The sequence below is a fragment of the Trichococcus collinsii genome, assembly GCF_900107505.1.
GTDB lineage: Bacteria > Bacillota > Bacilli > Lactobacillales > Aerococcaceae > Trichococcus > Trichococcus collinsii.
Genome location: NZ_FNQH01000011.1, coordinates 1 through 19,017 on the forward strand (window position 1 = coordinate 1; position 19,017 = coordinate 19,017).

Annotated in this window: 18 protein-coding genes and 1 other RNA gene; 16 read left to right on the forward strand and 3 right to left on the reverse strand. The window is 42.6% G+C overall.

Annotated features, from left to right (window positions below; genetic code table 11):
- Positions 1-1,097 (forward strand): ATP-binding protein (locus tag BLV66_RS14350; RefSeq protein ID WP_143033143.1); only part of this gene is annotated, 1,097 nt, incomplete at its 5' end.
- A 397-nt stretch (positions 1,098-1,494) separates the two neighbouring features.
- Here the strand turns inward: BLV66_RS14350 and ssrA are convergent.
- Positions 1,495-1,858: a transfer-messenger RNA gene (gene ssrA / locus BLV66_RS14355) on the reverse strand.
- Between the two features lie 275 nt (positions 1,859-2,133).
- On the opposite strand from ssrA, the gene BLV66_RS14360 reads away from it, so the two are divergent.
- From BLV66_RS14360 to BLV66_RS14390, 7 genes are all read left to right on the forward strand, one after another.
- Positions 2,134-2,748 (forward strand): YdhK family protein, encoded by a 615-nt coding sequence (locus BLV66_RS14360; protein ID WP_086986471.1) that lies wholly within the window; start codon positions 2,134-2,136, stop codon positions 2,746-2,748.
- A gap of 53 nt (positions 2,749-2,801) precedes the next feature.
- Entirely contained in the window at positions 2,802-3,008 is a 207-nt protein-coding gene (locus tag BLV66_RS14365) for a hypothetical protein (protein WP_086986472.1), read from the forward strand.
- 265 nt (positions 3,009-3,273) lie between these two features.
- Positions 3,274-3,558, forward strand: coding sequence for a hypothetical protein (locus BLV66_RS14370; protein ID WP_086986473.1), 285 nt, complete (start codon positions 3,274-3,276; stop codon positions 3,556-3,558).
- A 257-nt stretch (positions 3,559-3,815) separates the two neighbouring features.
- Entirely contained in the window at positions 3,816-4,016 is a 201-nt protein-coding gene (locus tag BLV66_RS14375) for a hypothetical protein (protein WP_086627496.1), read from the forward strand.
- Positions 4,017-4,221: 205 nt separating this feature from the next.
- Positions 4,222-4,437 (forward strand): LbetaH domain-containing protein, encoded by a 216-nt coding sequence (locus BLV66_RS14380; RefSeq protein ID WP_086986474.1) that lies wholly within the window; start codon positions 4,222-4,224, stop codon positions 4,435-4,437.
- Positions 4,438-4,598: 161 nt separating this feature from the next.
- On the forward strand, positions 4,599-4,799 hold the full coding sequence (locus BLV66_RS14385; protein WP_086986475.1) for a cold-shock protein: 201 nt from the start codon (positions 4,599-4,601) through the stop codon (positions 4,797-4,799).
- A gap of 264 nt (positions 4,800-5,063) precedes the next feature.
- Positions 5,064-5,264, forward strand: coding sequence for a cold-shock protein (locus tag BLV66_RS14390; RefSeq protein WP_086629034.1), 201 nt, complete (start codon positions 5,064-5,066; stop codon positions 5,262-5,264).
- Positions 5,265-5,478: 214 nt separating this feature from the next.
- Here the strand turns inward: BLV66_RS14390 and BLV66_RS14395 are convergent, their stop codons facing one another.
- Entirely contained in the window at positions 5,479-6,081 is a 603-nt protein-coding gene (locus tag BLV66_RS14395) for a hypothetical protein (RefSeq protein WP_086986476.1), read from the reverse strand.
- A gap of 27 nt (positions 6,082-6,108) precedes the next feature.
- Entirely contained in the window at positions 6,109-7,113 is a 1,005-nt protein-coding gene (locus tag BLV66_RS14400; protein WP_086986477.1) for an ornithine cyclodeaminase family protein, read from the reverse strand.
- Positions 7,114-7,317: 204 nt separating this feature from the next.
- On the opposite strand from BLV66_RS14400, the gene BLV66_RS14405 reads away from it, so the two are divergent.
- The 8 genes from BLV66_RS14405 to BLV66_RS14440 all read left to right on the forward strand — a co-directional run bounded on the left by BLV66_RS14405 (position 7,318) and on the right by BLV66_RS14440 (position 18,993).
- A complete protein-coding gene (locus tag BLV66_RS14405) occupies positions 7,318-8,169 on the forward strand; it encodes an SMP-30/gluconolactonase/LRE family protein (protein ID WP_176974301.1) in 852 nt (283 codons plus the stop codon).
- A gap of 316 nt (positions 8,170-8,485) precedes the next feature.
- Entirely contained in the window at positions 8,486-9,442 is a 957-nt protein-coding gene (manA, locus tag BLV66_RS14410; protein ID WP_086986479.1) for a mannose-6-phosphate isomerase, class I, read from the forward strand.
- 669 nt (positions 9,443-10,111) lie between these two features.
- A complete protein-coding gene (locus BLV66_RS15865; RefSeq protein ID WP_256327916.1) occupies positions 10,112-10,243 on the forward strand; it encodes a hypothetical protein in 132 nt (43 codons plus the stop codon).
- Between the two features lie 302 nt (positions 10,244-10,545).
- Positions 10,546-14,616 carry an OmpL47-type beta-barrel domain-containing protein gene (locus BLV66_RS14420; protein ID WP_086986481.1) on the forward strand — a complete coding sequence of 1,357 codons (4,071 nt, stop codon included), beginning with the start codon at positions 10,546-10,548 and terminating at the stop codon, positions 14,614-14,616.
- A gap of 476 nt (positions 14,617-15,092) precedes the next feature.
- Complete coding sequence (gene rpoN / locus BLV66_RS14425; RefSeq protein ID WP_086986482.1) at positions 15,093-16,400, forward strand: RNA polymerase factor sigma-54; 1,308 nt, start codon at positions 15,093-15,095, stop codon at positions 16,398-16,400.
- 205 nt (positions 16,401-16,605) lie between these two features.
- Positions 16,606-17,253, forward strand: a complete 648-nt coding sequence (locus BLV66_RS14430; protein WP_086986945.1) for a bifunctional 2-keto-4-hydroxyglutarate aldolase/2-keto-3-deoxy-6-phosphogluconate aldolase — start codon at positions 16,606-16,608, stop codon at positions 17,251-17,253.
- A 72-nt stretch (positions 17,254-17,325) separates the two neighbouring features.
- The gene (gene kduI / locus BLV66_RS14435; protein ID WP_086986483.1) at positions 17,326-18,165 is read left to right on the forward strand and encodes a 5-dehydro-4-deoxy-D-glucuronate isomerase; all 840 of its coding nucleotides are present in this window, start codon (positions 17,326-17,328) and stop codon (positions 18,163-18,165) included.
- Between the two features lie 15 nt (positions 18,166-18,180).
- Positions 18,181-18,993 (forward strand): gluconate 5-dehydrogenase, encoded by an 813-nt coding sequence (locus BLV66_RS14440; RefSeq protein WP_086986484.1) that lies wholly within the window; start codon positions 18,181-18,183, stop codon positions 18,991-18,993.
- The last annotated feature ends 24 nt before the right edge of the window (positions 18,994-19,017 follow it).

The window sequence follows — 19,017 nt, forward strand, 5'->3', positions numbered from 1 at the left end:
TTGCGGACGAAATCGGGTATCCGGTCTTGGTGCGTCCGTCCTACGTATTGGGCGGACGGGCGATGCAGATCGTCTACAACCAAGCGGATCTGGAGAAATATATGCGCGAAGCGGTCGTAGCCAGTCCGGAACGTCCGGTCCTGGTCGATCATTACCTGATCGGACAAGAGCTGGAAGTCGATGCCATCTGCGACGGCGAAACCGTCCTGATTCCGGGCATCATGGAACACATCGAACGCGCAGGCGTCCACTCGGGCGACTCGATCGCTGTCTATCCGCCGCAAAATCTGTCGCCTGAATTGATCCAGACGATCGAAGACTACACGATCCGCGTGGCACAAGGGCTGAACACCATCGGTTTGGTGAACATCCAGTTCGTCATCAGTGAAGGCGTCGTCTACATCATCGAAGTGAACCCGCGCGCGAGCCGGACGATCCCGTTCCTGAGCAAAGTGACCGGCATTCCGATGGCGAAGTTGGCCACAAAAGGAATTCTAGGGTTGAAGCTTAAGGATATGGGTTACAAGACAGGTCTGGTTCCATCAAAATCAGGCGTATACGTGAAGATGCCAGTCTTCAGTTTCAGCAAACTGAAGAAAGTCGATACGGTTCTGGGACCTGAAATGAAGTCTACCGGAGAGATCATCGGTAAAGATGTCAACTTGCCGAAAGCTTTGTATAAAGGCTTCATTGCATCCGGCGTGAATGTGCCTGACTATGGTACAGCGTTGATGACGGTATCGGATAAAGACAAAGAAGAAATCATCCCATTAGCGAAACGTTTGATTTCGTTAGGCTACCACATCGTTGCTACGACAGGTACCGGCAAAGCTTTGGAAGCAGAAGGAATCAAAGTTGATGTTATTGAGAAAATCAATGAAAACAGCAACGACATTCTTGATGCCATTCGCGACGGCCGCATCAACCTGGTCGTCAATACGATGACGGAAGGTAAGACGAGCGAGACCGACGGATTCTTGATCCGCCGTGAAGCAGTCGAAAACAACATCCCATGTTTAACTTCATTGGATACAGCAGAAGCTTTGCTGCAAGCGATGGAAACCATCCATTTCCAATTGGAAGACATGAGTAAATAAATTGTAAAGCAGAAAAGAGAAGCGATTGCCTCGTTGGGGCGGCTGCTTCTCTTTTTTTCTATTTGATTGTGTCTGTCATTAGACCAGTAAGGTAACCTAAACAACCGAGACAAGACAAATGTGTCAACCGTTAGCTTGGTCCGGGAATAGGAACAGTCAAGACAAAGGGATTGTGTCAACTGTTAGGGGATGTCGGTAGATTAAACAGTCAAGACATGGCGTGGATGTCGGTCGTTGACGCAGCCCACAAACGCAAACAGTCGAGATCTTGTTGTTCCGATAGGGGCTGTCTGCGCTGCTCCCACAATCAATCAACCTGCAAAACGGCAAAAAATAACCCCTAGAAAGTCATATGAATCGCTTCATATCAACATTTCTAAGGGTTTCATCTACATCTAGATGGAGACGACGGGAGTCGAACCCGTGTCCAAGCATATCGGCACTTCCAAGTCTACGCTCATAGTTAAACTATTGGAATTCGCCTTGAACTAGCCGTTTAACAGGCATTATTGTTGGCTAATCTGATTGATCTCTTCTGATTCCTCCAGATGGAAGGTCACAGCGTATCCCACATCATTGAGACCCTGATCTGAGTACATGGGCGATACCAGGAGGATCTTAGCTAGCTACAATTAAGCAGCGAAAGCTAAAGTGTTGTTTTGTGTTTTGTCAGTTGTTTTAACTGTAACGTTTTAACGTAGACGTAACCTACGGAGCGCATCAAAAGCTCGACCTATACCTGTCGAATCCGTAACGTCCCCGTAATGGGAATGCACAGAGTTATCTTGCATTTCATATTATACGGCATCCATTCCAAAAAGCAAGTATTATGCACAAAATATTTTGGCAGCCTGCTGCAAACAATAAGTAAACAATAAAGAATCGCAAAGCTGCGCAGAACCGGAGTGATGGGATTCTGGAGCTTAATACTTATCGCTGCGGTTTTTCTGAAAGGGCTATCCTTTGAAATGCGCAGTCACTTTCAGTACACTGTAAGTAAGTGACAAGCAACACCATTAAGAAAGGATGGATAGAAATGAGACAAAGAAAAATAGTAATGAGTTTGTTCAGTCTATCGGCTACTGTATTATTGGCCGCTTGTTCAACGGACACGACCACGGAGGAAGTCTCTGTCGGATCGGAAAGTAATACGATGGAAAGCATGGTTGAGGAGTCTTCCTCCAGCAGCTCAGAAGGCATGGGGGATATGGTCCATGACGATTCAGGTGTAATTCCTGAAGGGTTGATGGAAGCGGAGAATCCTACTTATAAAGTTGGCGATTCCGTCATCATGCAGGCAGGCCATATGGAGGGCATGGAAGGTGCAGAGGCGACAATCGTTGGAGCCTTCGACACGATTGTTTATGAAGTTTCTTATGATCCAACCAATGGAGATCCAAGAGTAGAGAACCACCAATGGGTTATCCAAGAAGAAATCATGGATGCAGGAATAGACCCATTCGGCGTTGGCAGTGAAGTGATGCTGGAAGCTGAGCACACAGAGGGCATGAGCGGCGCGACTGCAATCATCGAAGCTACTGAAACGACTACTGTCTATATGGTGGATTATATAGATACAGTCACTGGGGAAACAATCAAAAATCATAAGTGGGTGACTGAAATGGAACTTGAGCCGATTGAGGAACCTTAAGAGCAGCTCGAGTATACAGACGTATTCTTTTACGCAAGAAAGGACTGGTTACTATGAAATTCGGCATGCGCAAACCAAGCCTGAAGCGTTCATTTAAGGCTAGGACAACCGGAAAGCTGAAGCGGGCGATCAAGCGGCAAACAAATCCGTTCTACGGTGAAAAAGGCATGGGCCTGATCCGGGATGCCAAAAGAACCGCCTACAACCGGATATACAAAAAAGCCACGTTCTCGATTCGAGATTTGTTCAAATTCAAATAAGAGTAGTTACAAAAAAGCAGAGAAACAATCCCTCACAGGATTCATTTCGCTGCTTTTTTATTTGCGCCAGTACCGTATGATCAAAACTATTCCTCATCATTGATGAAATTCATCATTGCTCTATACCCGCAAACCGGGCAAGTCAACAAGGCAGTTAACCCAAAGCGTACTGATAATAGAATTGTTATAGGCGAGTCTTGGAATGATGATCTGCAGTTTGGACAGACGGAGTGCATATGCTTTGCGCGATGATCAATGAATTTAAATGCCAGGATCGGGGCGAAAGCCGGCAGCTCCGCAGTACGATCTGTCGTTGAACGAATTCTACGGCGTGGCGTTGGACAATCAGGAGTGGACGACCCTCGGTGAAAAGCAAATGCTTGTTGGCACGGCATCAAATGCAAACGGAGTCATGATGAAATTGGCGGCCGTCAAGGACTTGGCGCATTGGAACTACAAACCGGAAGCCGCATTCATCTGGGACTTCTTCCAGGATTATCAGAGAAATACCGAGAACGGCGCACTGATCATCAACAGTTCTGAAGAATGATCGTTTGAAACAGCAGCATCACTGATTTAAATTGAAAAAAATGGACTAGCCCTTGAAGGAAGAGTTGGAAAATCCACTCTCTTCAAGGGTTTTTGTCATATTTAAATAAAAAATATCGAATATATTGCTGATTCAGGCATAAAATTCTGTATATATTTTGAAAATAAGGGTATAATGAAAGCGTTACCTGATCAATGCGGAAGTAACATTACCTTATCCGATCGTTCAGGCTAACAACGACATAGGAGGCGGTTGCGATGACAATGAAGAAATTCCAAGTGGAGCTACCCGAAGATATGCTTGAAAAAATGAGAAAAGGGTATGCCGCTAAAAGAAAACAGGGCGGATACGATGTAAAAGATATCAGCGATGAAGATCTTGCTGAATATTTCATGGGTATGGGCTTAAATTATGTCGACAGAAAAATATCCGAAATTCTTGATAAAGAAAAAAAATAAAGAAGAAGAGAGAAGCGATCCCGCAAAGATTGCTTCTCTTTATTTAATGATCCATATGATTAAAAAAATGATGAATCATCGGGATAAAGAAAGTATGATGATAGTGGAAAAGCTAAAGTTGGGCAGCGTAGCGTAAGAGCAGATGAGAAATTGGATTTAGAAAAACAGCGGCAGCATATTTTAATATGCAAATTTTGATTGTGTAATGCTTGATGGTGGCGAAATAGAAATAGGGGATAATGTGTGGGTCGGAGCTGTCGTTCACATCAACCAAGGCGTAAAGATCGGTGATAATTCCATCATTGGATCAAGGAGTGTCATTACAAAGAATATCCCTGCTAACGTTATTGCAGCTAGTATTCCGTGTAAAGGCATCAAAAGGATAACCTCAGAAGATGAAACGAGCAAACTGCAGAACTAGTAATATTCAAAACGATAGGGCTTGCACAATCAAAAAATCCATGGTACAATGACTTTAACATTTTGTGAAGCGCAGAAAAGAATTGTTTCAAAACATTCCGATTCGTAACGTTAGCAACAATGTATCATAAAGTGCAAAACGCACGAGGAGGATTTTCAATTATGGAAAAAGGTACAGTTAAATGGTTTAACGCAGAAAAAGGTTTTGGTTTTATCGAACGCGAAAACGGAGACGATGTATTCGTACATTTCTCAGCTATCCAATCTGAAGGATTCAAATCTTTAGAAGAAGGACAAGCAGTAACTTTCGACGTTGAAGAAGGTAACCGTGGACCTCAAGCAACAAACGTTTCTAAAGCTTAATTCAAATTAAACTTATAGGAACCTGATCTTCGGATCGGGTTCTTTTTTTGACGAAAAATTGCAGAATGGCGCGCTGGAAAAATGATTTGTATCAGTATTGAGAATTTTTTTGCCATTTCGATTTGCATTATTGAATAAAGCATGATACAATGAATTTAACATTTTGTTGGGTTAGAGAAACGAATTGCATTACGAAAATTCCGATCCGTAGCGTTAGCAACAATGTATGATATATGTGCAATAGCACGAGGAGGATTTTCAATTATGGAACAAGGTACAGTAAAATGGTTTAACGCAGACAAAGGTTTTGGCTTCATCGAACGCGAAAACGGAGACGATGTATTCGTACATTTCTCAGCTATCCAATCTGAAGGTTTCAAATCTTTAGAAGAAGGACAAGCAGTAACTTTCAGCGTCGAAGAAGGTAACCGTGGACCTCAAGCAACAAACGTAAACAAAGCTTAATTCAAAATTAAACTTAATAGGAACCTAGTCTTCGGATTAGGTTCTTTTTTTTGTTCTTTTTTGTCATCCCAGCTTCGGTTGGGCAGCTTTCATCGGAGCAGCAACTATAATCAGGTATCGAATCTCCGGTCTTCCGATGAAACAACGCCTCATCGGAGGAATGCTCACAAAAAAGCATCCAAAATTTTAATTCTGGATGCTTTTTTGTGGTACATCAATATTTCTTCTTTGGATGGCGGTCGACGACTTCGGGATATTTTGCCAGGATCGCTTCACCTTCGGGAGTGATACGGTATCCCCTCAGCGCGAACTGTGATGCCAGTTGTTCTTCGCTCAATTCCTTTTTCGCAAGTTCCATCAATTCGGGCTTCTTCATTTTGGAATAGCCGGCCACTTCGTAGTGTTTCAAGATGGCTTTCAGGCTAGCTGCGTTCAGGTGATCCAGCGAATCGGTCGCCGAAAGTTCCACCGCATAGCCTTTTTCGATCACTTCATCTAACGCTTGAGAGCCATTGATGCCGTAATTGTATTCGAAATATTTCGGATAAGCGCTCTCGTTCGTGAATGTACCGAATTGTATGCGCCACAACAGGATAAGATGTCCCGGCAGGATATCTTCCTCAAAACGGACAACGTTGCGTTTGGGTACCAGCTGTTCCGAACCGATCCGGACAGCATTAAGCCAACCTTCCTTGTCGCGTCTTTCGGAAATGAAAGGCACTTCCGGATAATCCTGATAAAGCGCGAAAATATCCTGGACCGCTTTATCCTGCAAGTCCAAATGGCTGTTTTGTTTTTCGATGTTCTTGGTATTCATATAGATCCTCCTGTTCGGTCCTAATTATTATGCCTCAAAATCAAAGGCGTAGCCCATTCCTTTTTCGAGTGCCCTTCGGTAAACTTCTCCGGCTATCGCAACATCCATGGCTCCGGTGCCGATTGGGATGCAGATGGTGATGTCCTGCGAAAGGTCGCCGGCATCTTTCATTCCGACTGCCAATTCGCCCAACGTCGCAAAAATATCTTTTTCGGACAGTTTTCCTTCACCCGTCAGTTTCTTCAAAGCACCGCGATGGAGAGCCTGCTCCACATGGTCAACGATGATTTTGTCTGCCTTCAGGATGAGTGCATCTTCAATTTCCTGGAAAGATCCCATCGGAAAGATGATGGTACCCTTTTTGATCCATTCCGCTTTGATGAGGGGAGTCTGCGCTGGCGTGACGGTAATGAGGACCTCGGCCTGGCTGGCTTCCCGAGGATCGTCGACAATGCGGATATCGCCTTTTACGTGTTCCTGCATTTTTTCGGCAAATGCTTCCGCTGTGCTGCGTCTGTGGTTCCAGATAATCAATTCGGTGATGTCGAACAGATCCGCGATTGCCCGTACATTGGTGCTGGCTTGCATCCCGGCTCCATAAAGGCCGATTGTGACGGTCGGTTTCTTGAGCAAATACCGCAATGCGTTTGCGGTCTGAGCCCCGGTGCGCATGTTGGTGATATAAGCGCCTTCAAGTGCGGCAGTGAAAGTTCCCAAATGCGGATTGATCAGCAAAATCATTCCCGTGATATAAGGCAATCCGGCAGCTTTACGCTCGCCCAAAAACCCTCCGACCCATTTCAAGCCGGCGATATCCTGCGAGCCGATGTAGGCCGGCATTGCGTTCATGAATCCTTCGTACGGCGGGTAACCGCCAGTTTCACCCAGATCAAGCGTCAATTTTGTCGGGTTGATGACCGTGCCGTCACCGAGTCCCTGAAATGTCTGATGCACGAGATTGTTGAAATCCGCAATATCCAATAATGCCTTGATGGTGCTCTGATTGATCAGAAGCGTATTGCGTTCTTCCATGGCCATTCTCCTTTAGACGAGATGTGTTCATAAGAATTGCTCCCCTCGAACAGTCACATAAAGTATAGCATTTTTAAGGGAAGAACAAAAAATCGCGGGCATCCAAATATCGAAAAATATCCAAAAAATCGTATCAATTGGAATGCATTTTTTGTTGTTATATACTGAAACCATAAATGACAGAGGAATATGAGGGGGATGAAGATGGAAAAGAAATCCGAACAGGCTAAGGTGAGGAAACCGGAACTGGTTTTCTATGCGGATTCGATATTGTTGGAAGGGCCGCACTGGGATGCGGAGAACAGCTTGCTTTATTGCGTTTCAATCGAAAACAACATGATCTACGCCATCGACCCGGAAACAGGTGAGGTGCAGACCTACTTGACCGATGGGCCGGTCGGTTGCGCAGTGCTCGATCAGGAGGGGATGATTCTGGAAGCTGAGAGGAGCGGTATTTTCCGGATTGATCCTCGGACGAAGGAGAAGCAACTGGTGGCCGAGGCTCACAACGACGAACGGATGCGTTACAACGACGGGAAATTGGATCCGAAAGGCCGCTTGCTTGTCGGGACGATGGGTTATGAGGGCACCTATGAAGGGGAAGCCGCTTTGTATGCCATCGAAAAGGACGGAACGGGCCGCAAGGTTTTGGATGGCCTCACGTTGGCCAACGGGATGGGATGGTCACCGGATGGAAAGACGCTCTATTTCATCGACACGCCGACCAAAAAAGTGGGCAGCTATGCTTATGACACAAAAACGGGTGAAGCGAATTTCGAGAAATATGTGGTCGAGATCACCGACGGCAGCAATCCGGATGGCATGTGCGTGGACCTGGAAGGCATGATCTGGGTGGCGCAATACGGCGGTGGAAAAGTCTGCAGATGGGATCCGGAGACCGGCAAAAAGCTTGAGAAAATCCGGATTCCGGTGAAGAATGTGACGTCCTGTTGTCTGGGCGGCAAGAATCTGGAGTATCTCTACATCACGACTGCGAAAGACGGCGAGACGGAAGAGGAACTGGCGGGTGGCTTGTTCCGCGTCAAGCTGAGTTAGAGTGGCTTTCCACAAAAAAATAATGGATTTAATCTAGAAAAGGTACCTGTTGTTTAGGTATCTTTTTTTTAGGCTAAAAATCATTATCCAACATAATTCTCTGGTAAAAGTTAATTCTTAATCTTAGACACTTTGTTGGCATAAATTTTGCTAGTATTTCCGTGTCTAATAAGTTGTCAAATCAACTGATTAAAGACAATTTGAGTCCATCGCTGAAGTGTTTACAATGGATGGTTCAATAAAGGTTTTGAGAAGATGTAAGTTGATTTTTGTGTACTTTGATTTATGAAATTGTTGTGAAAAGGAGAATAGAATTATGACAGAAGCTTTATTTTTGAAACCCGTCTTTCAAGAAAAAATATGGGGAGGCAATAAATTACACACTGTTTTTGGGTTTGATTTGCCTAGTGACAGAATCGGTGAAAATTGGGTAATTTCTGCTCATCCACACGGTGCGAGCACTATTGAAAACGGTAAATTTAAAGGGGAAAGATTAGATGATCTCTGGAAAAATCACCCAGAGTTGTTTGGGAGCAACTGTGAGTCCGTTTTCCCCTTGTTGACAAAAATTTTGGATGCAAAAGACGATCTGTCCATACAAGTCCATCCTAACGATGCTTACGCCAAGGAACACGAAGGTGAATTGGGCAAGACTGAATGTTGGTATATTATTGATGCGGAAATAGGTGCGGAAATTATATACAATCATTATGCACGGACTAAGCAAGAATTAATGGAAATGATCCGAACAGATAACTGGTCTGAATTGTTACGGAGAGTGCCTGTTAAAAAGGGGGACTTCTTTTATGTTCCTAGTGGCACTATACATGCAATAGGAAAAGGGACGCTGGTTTTGGAAACCCAACAAAGTTCTGACACGACCTACCGCGTTTATGATTATGACCGTACTGATGGCAATGGCAGGAAGAGACAGCTGCATAAAAAACAGTCCGTAGATGTGACCACAGTACCCGGATTAACCCCCAAATTAGAAATCAAAACAGACAATTATGGGGATTCAAGCATTGTGACGTATCTCAGTAATCGATTTTTTAATGTATACGAATGGAATATCAAAGGTGCTTTGAAGATGGTGAAAAAAGATGCTCCGTTCGTTTTGGTTACTGTAGTAGAGGGAAGCGGTGAACTTGTGATTGAAGAGACAGTGTATCCATTGCAAATGGGGACAAGTTGCATTCTTCCTGTAGGGATTGAGGATTGGCTCGTAAAGGGGAATCTAAAAATCATCGCATCTGAGCCCGGATACCATTGACAATCGTTAAGATATTTACGGGGGATTCAATCGCTCTAAAAATGCACGTAATTTCCTGGAAAGGATGTAATTTGGATTGATTACTTGATGAAAAATTTCTAAGCTAAAGAAGTGTCCGAAATAAATTGGGCACTTTTTATTTTGATTGTGTCGGCTGTCGTTAACGCAGGATACTAACTCAAACTATTGAGGCCTGAGTCTGATATGCTGTCCGCGGCGCATTCAATCCAACCAACTTGCAAAACAAAAAAAAAAATAACTCCATAGAATGTCGAATGAATCGCTTCATATCGGCATTTTTGTGAGGTGTTGAATCGTTGGTTAGTGATTGCGGTTTACAGGCAATCATACTTTAACAGCAATCTACAATATTTTTTCGTAGATTCCAAAAAACAAAAACTAAAAGAATGAACATAAGATTCAGAGATATCATTGTATCTTATTTTCTTTTCGACGGAATAATGGCACAATAATTGCTCAAAAGAATAGTGGGATGAGTGAATGGAGCTTTTAACGTTAGAATGACTATTGCTGTTGCTGTGTTGGAGTTCCAACGTGAAATAGCAATGGACAATACACAGGGAATTCGTCGAGCAGCTGAATCAGGGAGGGAACATTACAAGAATAAACGGCCGGTTTAATCTCCAGCCGGTAGGAGTAATGAGGTAATTGGCGACTAATAACTATCTGATCGCCTTTAATGGAACTAATTTGACTGAGAAGAAAGGGGATGAGAGAACTTTTCAAAATAATAACGATGAAAATTCTGAAAATCTCACAAATGTTTGGACTAGCTCTTGAAGAAAATGTTCCAATCGTTTCTGAAGGTTCAACTGACATGAAGGTAGTCATTTTAAGTGACGATCATTGTGGATTTTCATTCGTGCTGATTCTCTACTTTGCTCATTGCCTCTTTCAAATCCACTAAACTCATTTTTTTGAGAGAGCCTTAACGAAATAAGGAAAAAGAAATCCTTGTATAAATATTCTATAGAATCCGTAAAGACTAGCCAACTCGAAATTTGATAGCGGTTACAAATTTTATTGGCCTATTTTAAAATGAATAAAAGAAAATCATCCAGTTATTGAAAAGGAGTACAACAATGAAAAAATATTCAAAACATCTCTTATCATTAGCATTCTGTACATTAATGCTTTTAACGCAATTCTATACCTTAGGAGGAGAAATGGTGAAGGTTGCTGCGGCGACAGAACCGATAGTGTTTCCTACTACTCAGGATGCATTTGTTTCTAATTTTGGATCACAAGCAGAAAGTGTTGGCATAAATTTGAACTCGAATAAATTAATATATGGGAAAAATAGACATACTTATCTTAAGTTTGATTTAACATCAATTGATACGCAGTATTATGACATCAATCAGATAAAAGTGGAGCTAACCTTCAGAAAATCGCATGCACCTAATGATTTAATTTTCACTGAAAGTGATTCAACTCTTATGAATTCAGTGGAAGAGTGGACAGCTTCAAATCTAACCTATAATAACCGTCCTAATGATGTGGCTGAATCACCGCTTGTAACTCAGAATGTTACTTCTAATGGTGAAGAAACCATTACTGTAGATTTGTCTCCCGTTTTTCAATTTGCATTTCGAAATGATAGAAAAGTAGTCACTATACATATTTCAACGGATAAGGTGAATGATGGAACTGTAGCAGCAAGTGAAATGTATTCATCACGTAACGACCTAGGTCAAGCAGTTCCCACTTTATCCATAACTTTAGGGAATCCAATCATAAATGATAATGTGGATAAGACCGCTCTGGATACTTTGATTATTGAAGCGGATAAGTTGTTACAAGCCGACTACACACCTGAAAGTTGGAATAACTTCATATTCACATTGAATCAGTCTAAAGTTGTTAACATGACGAACACATCAGCAGAGTCTGTTAATAAAGCTCTTTTAGCGTTACAAACGGCAATGAATAATCTTGTGAAAATACAAAAGCCATCTCAACTTGCTGGCCCCGATATGGGAGATTACTTTACGAACAGTGCGAATGCAGCGAAGATTTTCAAAATGAAGAATGTGGATGACCAATACATTAAGGTTGATCCGGTTACGGAAAAATTATCTCTGACATCAAATTCTGGCGAGGCTTCTACATTTGCCCTTTATGTCTTAGATTATTTTAAAAACGTAGAAAAAGAGGAACCAGAAGCCGGAGCAACGCGGACGGCATATTCTATTAAATCTTTGGATACCGGTAAATACCTTAGCATCCAAAATTATTTTACTGCTGAAGAATTTTTGAGCGATACGCATCAGTATTTTAATATTATTAGCGGAGATGCAGATGGTTTCAGCACCGATAGGATTTTCGAAATTAAAGCATCCGCAAGTATGGCAGGCTGGAATGAGCGTTTTTATGTAGACCAGTACGGGGATGCTGATTATTATCGGATTTGGTCTCATTTATCGAGGATGAGAGACAGTGCTGACTTTGACCGTTTTAATGTAAAAATGACAGCGGATTCGATGCAAAGCAGCGGTATCGAGCAAGAGAATACTGAATATCGCTTTGTTTTCGAAGAAGCAACTAAACAAAATTTACTGGAAATCAATCAAAAAGTATCAGGATATGATGCGGAATTGTCTTGGTTTCCTATAAACGGTGACACAAATCCAGATAATTACAAACTCGATGGAGAAGAGGCTAATGTAAGATATACAGAAGGCATGATGCGGGCGGAGCTTGTTGACTTGAGTGTTGGAGTTCATAAATATAACGTAGAACATAATGAAGGGGAGTATCAAACAAGTACAGCTGTGGATGTTCGAATCTTTGACCATCCGGGTATCTTGCTGACAATGGGAGATCTGGATAGGATGAAAGCACATGTGGAAGCGAAGGAAGAGCCTTGGTATTCGGATTACCAGAGGTTGGTGAACAGTGTTCCGTATAATTTATCTAGTCCAAGTTATGTGACTACCGTTTTTTCTAACGTGGGTAGAGGGGGTGCTCCCTCAGATTCTGGCAATATTGGATACTTTGAAAAAGGGGGACTAGCCGCATATTTTAACGCTCTTCAGTGGGTAATTACAGGAGAGGATCAATACGCTGAGAAGACAGTTGAAATACTGAATAAATGGGCGGATGGCTTAAAAGTACTTGATGGTAGGGACAGAATATTGGGTGCCGGTATTAATGCTTATAAATATGCAAGTGCAGCAGAGATTGTCCGGTATTATAATGGGGGATACAGCCAATACAGCGATGAAGATTTCAACAACTTAAAAGGAATGATGATCAATGTGATATATCCGGTCATCCAGGATGCAGCAGTTCCGATGTACGCTAATGGAAACTGGGATGCTGCTGCTATGGTCAGCTTAATGGCCATTGGAGTGCTTTGTGAAAATACCGAAATATTTAATCGTGGAATGACATTTTATCAAGACATTCATACGAACGGGTCTATTTTTGCTTATGTAAATGAATCAGGGCAGACGATGGAAACTGGACGCGATCAGGGTCACGCTATGTTGGGATTAGGATATATGGCTGAAATTAGCATGATTGCTAAAAATCAGAATGAGGATTTATATTCTTTATACGATAACAGACTGGCCAAAGCTTTCGAATATACTGCAAAGTACAACCTCTATTCGAAAGAACTATATGGGGAGGATAGTCCATTTGTTGCGATGCCTAATGTTTTTGGTGATACTGCTAGGGGTTATTACGGAGCGGGATTTGACAATGACAAGAATGGGCTCAACAGGGGGGAGCTACGGCCAGTGTTCGAACAAGCTTTAGCACTGTACAATCAAGTAGAGAATTTAGATTTGACTTGGACAAAAAGAGCAGCTGACGCATCGCGGCCACAAGCCCTGGTGCATATTGATAACATGAACTTTGGAACTCTTACGTATTATAAAGGTGAAGCGCTCGGTGTGAGCAGTCCCTATTTCCAAATGAGGACGCGCTGGGAACCTTTATATCAAAGAAACTGGAGTACGGTAGACGGTGAGAAAGTTGCTGAAACTTTGAATTCCTATTACGATGTTGATGATAATGGTGAACTTGTCACTAGTGTGATGAAGAAAGATGCTCCTTTCTATCAATTGGTCCCTAATGAAGACGGCACATATTCAATAAGATTCATAAATACGAATACGTATTTATCTGTCAAGGATGAGTTGGTGGGGGGAAATAATATAATAAAAGCAGATGCCACCGCGATAGGTGACAGTGAAAAGTTCACCTTCCGTTCAACCGGAGTGGGTCCTTATTTCTTAGCATCACCTAAGTATGATAATCGGATCGTTTACCAGGAAGCTGAGGGTTCGGGTAACAACGCCACTCTGAAGCTTATGCTGGGCAGTAAACAACTTTCACAAATCAAAGATATCCCGGATGTGACGACGAACGAAAGGCTTATCTTTATGTTCAACAACATTGAGGAGTATACAAATGATGTTACCCCGCCAGCTACCACGGATAATGTTTCGGCCGGCTGGATCAACCAAGATGTAGTAGTAAGTTTAAATACCACTGATGAAAGTTCTGGGGTTGCTACAACCTACTATATAGTGAATGATGGACCAGAAAAAACAGGAACTGAGGTTAAACTTACTGAAGAAGGAACAAATAAGTTAGTTTACTGGAGTGTGGATAAGGCAGGCAATGTAGAGGGTCAAAAAACTGCTACTGTAAAAATAGATAAAACAGCTCCAGAAATTGCTATACCAGGATTTGAGAATGAAAATCTCAGTTATGCTATAGATACCGTACTTGATGTAACTTTTAAGGATATTTTATCAGGAGTAAATGACAGTGAAACACATTTATACATAGATGGGGAAACGTATATCAATGGGGATATCCTTCAACTTTATGCTCTTCCACTTGGAGTACATACTTTGAATGTTGAAGTGAGCGATTTGGCAGGTAATTTTACCAACGATACAGTAACTTTCAGTACTCTTGCAAGTACAGAAAGATTAAAACAAATGGTTACATCTTTTGAAAAAAGAAATTTGATTGATAATCAGGGAGTAGCTAATAGCTTACGACAGAAGTTGTCATCAAACAATCTGCAATCCTTTATAAATGAGGTGCAGGCACAGGGTGAAAAACATATTGGCAACGATGCAGCAGAATACATGTTGCGTGATGCAAACGCATTGATTGGAAATAATTGAGCAGTGTGATTATTGGTAGAAGTAGGAAGCAATTGCTCCTACTTTTTTTTATTTGAGAACGCTCCCCAGAAGTTGGCATAGTTTTTGCTTAAATAAAATTTGACAGTTTGGTATTGGCAGGAATAACAGAAAAAGACCAGCCGCTTTGTTTTGAACGTGTGGAAGACCTCTTAAAACCCTTAAATGAAAGGCATCATAGTTTTTGAAGGGGCAGCGCATATCACTTCCGGTTAAAATGAAAACATTACATTCGTGCCTATTGCCACCATCACTAGCCAGAAATACAGCATCTATTTCGAGAAAAAGTAAACGCATCATTCTTTCGTAAGTAGGACCTGATAATATTCCCGATTATATTATAGTGACTAATCCAATGGGAATGTGAACGATCCCATCTTCTGTTGTAAATGCATAATTAAAATTGTAAAGTAATATAAGGAATCAGCGGATTCAGAATTTTAGAAGGAGGTATTGCTTTGAAACAGAAACTTGGCCTATCCAATGTACAAACTCAGACACAAAAGATTCGCCTATCGCAAGAAATGAAGCAATCAATCGAACTGTTGCAGTACAATAAGGATCAATTGCAGGAGTTTTTACGCAATAAAGTTCTCGAAAACCCTTTGTTGGAGATTTCTGAGCCAGTAATCGGCTCATTTTCTGGTCTGCATTCTCATGGAAGAATGGATGACTACGATCCGCTTGTGCAGCTCTCTGATGGAACAATTTCGTTCTATGACATTGTCATTCGGCAGATCCACATGAATTATCGCGATACATACCTGCGTAAGTTGATTCTATTTTTAGTCAATCATCTAGATGAAAACGGATTCTTGTCTGTTTCGCTTCAAGAAGCAGAAAAGATGACCGGCGGGACTGGTATCGAATTGCTTGATGCGTTGACCCTGCTTCAACAGCTTGAACCTGCGGGAGTAGGGGCACGAGATATGCGCGAGTGTTTCATGCTGCAGTGTGAGAGGAATGAATCAGCGCCAGCGCTTGCCTACTTCATCCTTGAAGAATATTACGAGCTGCTCATGAAACGTAAATGGGAGGAAATAGCCAATCAAACCAATATTTCATTGAAGGAAATTCAAATCATTTTTGATTTTGTAGGGAATCTCTATACTTCACCCGCCAAATCGATGGAGAGTGGTCAAATGGAGTATGTTGTTCCAGATTTGAGCGTGAAAGTGGAAGATGATGAGATTACGCTGAAGGAAAACAGAGGCGCTCAGACAAAAATAAAATTGAATGTCGCTTACCTGAGAACATTGAGGGAAATCAATGATCAAGAGACGAAAAAATATCTGAACGAAAAAGAAAAAGAGGTTCATTGGTTAGAAATGGTCATAGCCAAAAGGGCAAGCACCATTTTTCGGGTTGGAGAATTCATCATCAAGTATCAGGAAGATTTTTTTCTAAAGCCCGAGCATCCGATCAAGTCGTTAAAGTTGAGCGATGCAGCCACCGATCTATCCCTTCACGAATCCACAATCAGCCGTGCAGTGAACGGGAAATATCTGGAAACGAACTTCGGGATCTTTGAGCTGAAGACATTCTTCTCCAACAATGCTGTAAAAGGTGAGGATATTTCGAGCCAACAGATCAAAATCAGGATTAAACAATTGATATCCGAAGAAAACCCAGCCAAGCCTTTCTCCGACAGCAAGTTAGTCAAAATGCTCGAGAAGGATCAGATTCCTATTTCGAGGCGAACCATTGCAAAGTACCGAGACAGTCTTGGAATTTTGCCATCCTCCAAGCGAAAGCGATATGAATGAAATCGACGACAGGACGAGCAACATCTTTTTCAACCTGTTTCGCTAAACAAGTGAATAGACTAAAAACACTTTTTCTGTCGAAAGAGTGTTTTTTTCTGTCGAAAAAAATGCTCGTATTCAGTGAATGGATGCGATGCAGAATATTGGCATGGAAATTGCTTATTGTTTTGTGTTGGTAAAATTTTCTATTGAAGGGGATGGGCAAATGCAACGAGTCGATCGTTTGATTCGATTAAAAGAATGCGGCGTCATCGCTGTGGTTCGCGGTGCGTCCAAAATTGAGGCAATTGAATCTGTCAAAGCGGTTCAAGCTGGAGGAATAAACGGAATAGAACTGACCTTTACCGTTCCCCAAGCAGAGGAGGTAATCAAGGAATTGGTTGCATTGTTCGAAGGGAAATCAGAAGTGGTAATTGGAGCGGGGACTGTCTTGGATGCTACGACAGCAAGAGTAGCCATCATGGCTGGCGCAGAGTACATTGTGAGTCCATGTTTTGATAAAGAAACGGCAGAAATATGCAATCTCTATCAAATTCCATATTTGCCAGGTTGTCTGACTATTTCTGAAATGAAAATGGCTCTCAAAGCTGGCGTGGACATAGTCAAGCTTTTCCCGGGGAGCGCTTTTGGGCCAAGTATCTTGTCAAATTACAAGGCCCCAATGCCGCAGCTTAATATTATGCCTACAGGTGGTGTTTCACTTGATAATATGAACGAATGGTTGGATGCGGGTGCCGTGGCAGTTGGTGTCGGTGGCAACTTATTTGTAGGAGCTGCGACCGGAGACTATAATCGCGTGACCGAAACAGCCAAAGCATATATGCAACGATATCGGGAACTGAAAACGAGTTGATGGAGCAGAAGCAAAATCCGTTCAATTTCTGGACAGGATGAAGGACAAGTACATGTAAAGTGAGGACAAAAAATGCAAAATTTAGAGACACGCTATACGCATAGTCCGTTGGATATCAGACATTATTCGACAGAGGAATTACGCAGAGAGTTTTTGGTTGAAAAGGTATTCGTCCCAGGAGAAATTTCATTGACGTACACCCACAATGATCGCATGATTTTTGGCGGTGTCACGCCAACTGAAAAGCCACTTGAAATCGTTTTGAGCGATGCACTCGGTGTCGATTATTTCCTCGAACGCCGCGAAATGGGTGTCATTAACGTAGGCGGCCCCGGAAAAATTATCATCGATGGTATTACGGATGCGATGGGCAAACAGGATGGTTACTATATCGGCAAAGAAACGCGACATGTCATTTTTGAGAGTGAGGACGCGGCGGCTCCAGCCAAATTTTATATCAGCTCTGTGCCGGCGCACCATAAATATTCTAATGTCAAAATCAGCATCAACGACATCAAGCCTGTAGAGACTGGCGAAGGCAAGACGATGAATAAACGCAAAATTTTCCAATACATCCATCCGAACGTATGTGAGTCTTGCCAATTACAAATGGGCTATACGATTTTGGAAGAAGGTTCAGGCTGGAACACGATGCCATGCCACACACATGAACGGCGCATGGAAGCGTATGTGTACTTCGATATGGAAAGCCCGAATAAGGTTTTTCATATGATGGGCAAACCGGACGAGACGAAGCATTTGGTAGTTGACAATGAACAGGCTGTAATCAGTCCCAGTTGGTCAATCCATTCAGGTGTAGGCACCAGTAATTACAGTTTCATATGGGCGATGTGCGGTGAAAACATCACTTATACCGATATGGATATGGTTCCAATGGACGAGTTAAAATGACAATCAAAGGAGAAGATGACTGTGGTATTTAGTATGGACGAATATTCATTAAAAGGTAAAATTGCCCTTGTGACCGGGGCTGTTTATGGAATCGGGTTCGCTTTGGCAGAAGGGTTCGCCAGCGCAGGAGCAACGATTGTTTTTAACGACAGGACACAAGAAGGCGTCGACAAAGGTCTGCTCGCGTACGAGGAAGCAGGAATAGCGGCTTATGGGTATGTCTGCGATGTAACCGACGAAGAAGGTATCCAAAAAATGGTCAAGCAAATTGAGGAAGAAGTAGGGCTGGTCGATATTCTTGTCAACAATGCGGGGATCATAAAACGGATTCCGATGCTGGAAATGAGCGCGGCAGATTTCCGCCAAGTCATCGATGTTGACTTGAATGCCCCCTTTATCGTATCAAAAGCCGTCATTCCGGGTATGATCAAAAATGGTGGCGGTAAGATCATCAACATCTGTTCAATGATGAGCGAGCTAGGGCGCGAAACTGTTTCAGCATATGCAGCTGCCAAGGGTGGTTTGAAGATGCTGACAAAAAATATCGCATCTGAGTACGGGAAATATAACATTCAATGCAACGGTATCGGACCCGGCTATATTGCAACCCCTCAAACAGCGCCTTTACGCGAAAAGAAAGCTGATGGCTCACGTCATCCATTCGACCAATTCATCATTTCTAAAACACCGGCAGAGCGTTGGGGAGAAGCTTCGGATCTGCAAGGGCCTGCAGTTTTTCTGGCAAGCAAAGCATCGGATTTTGTGAACGGACACATCCTCTACGTAGATGGAGGGATTTTGGCCTATATCGGCAAACAGCCGGAATAAGGCATCAATAGCAACAAGTCAGTC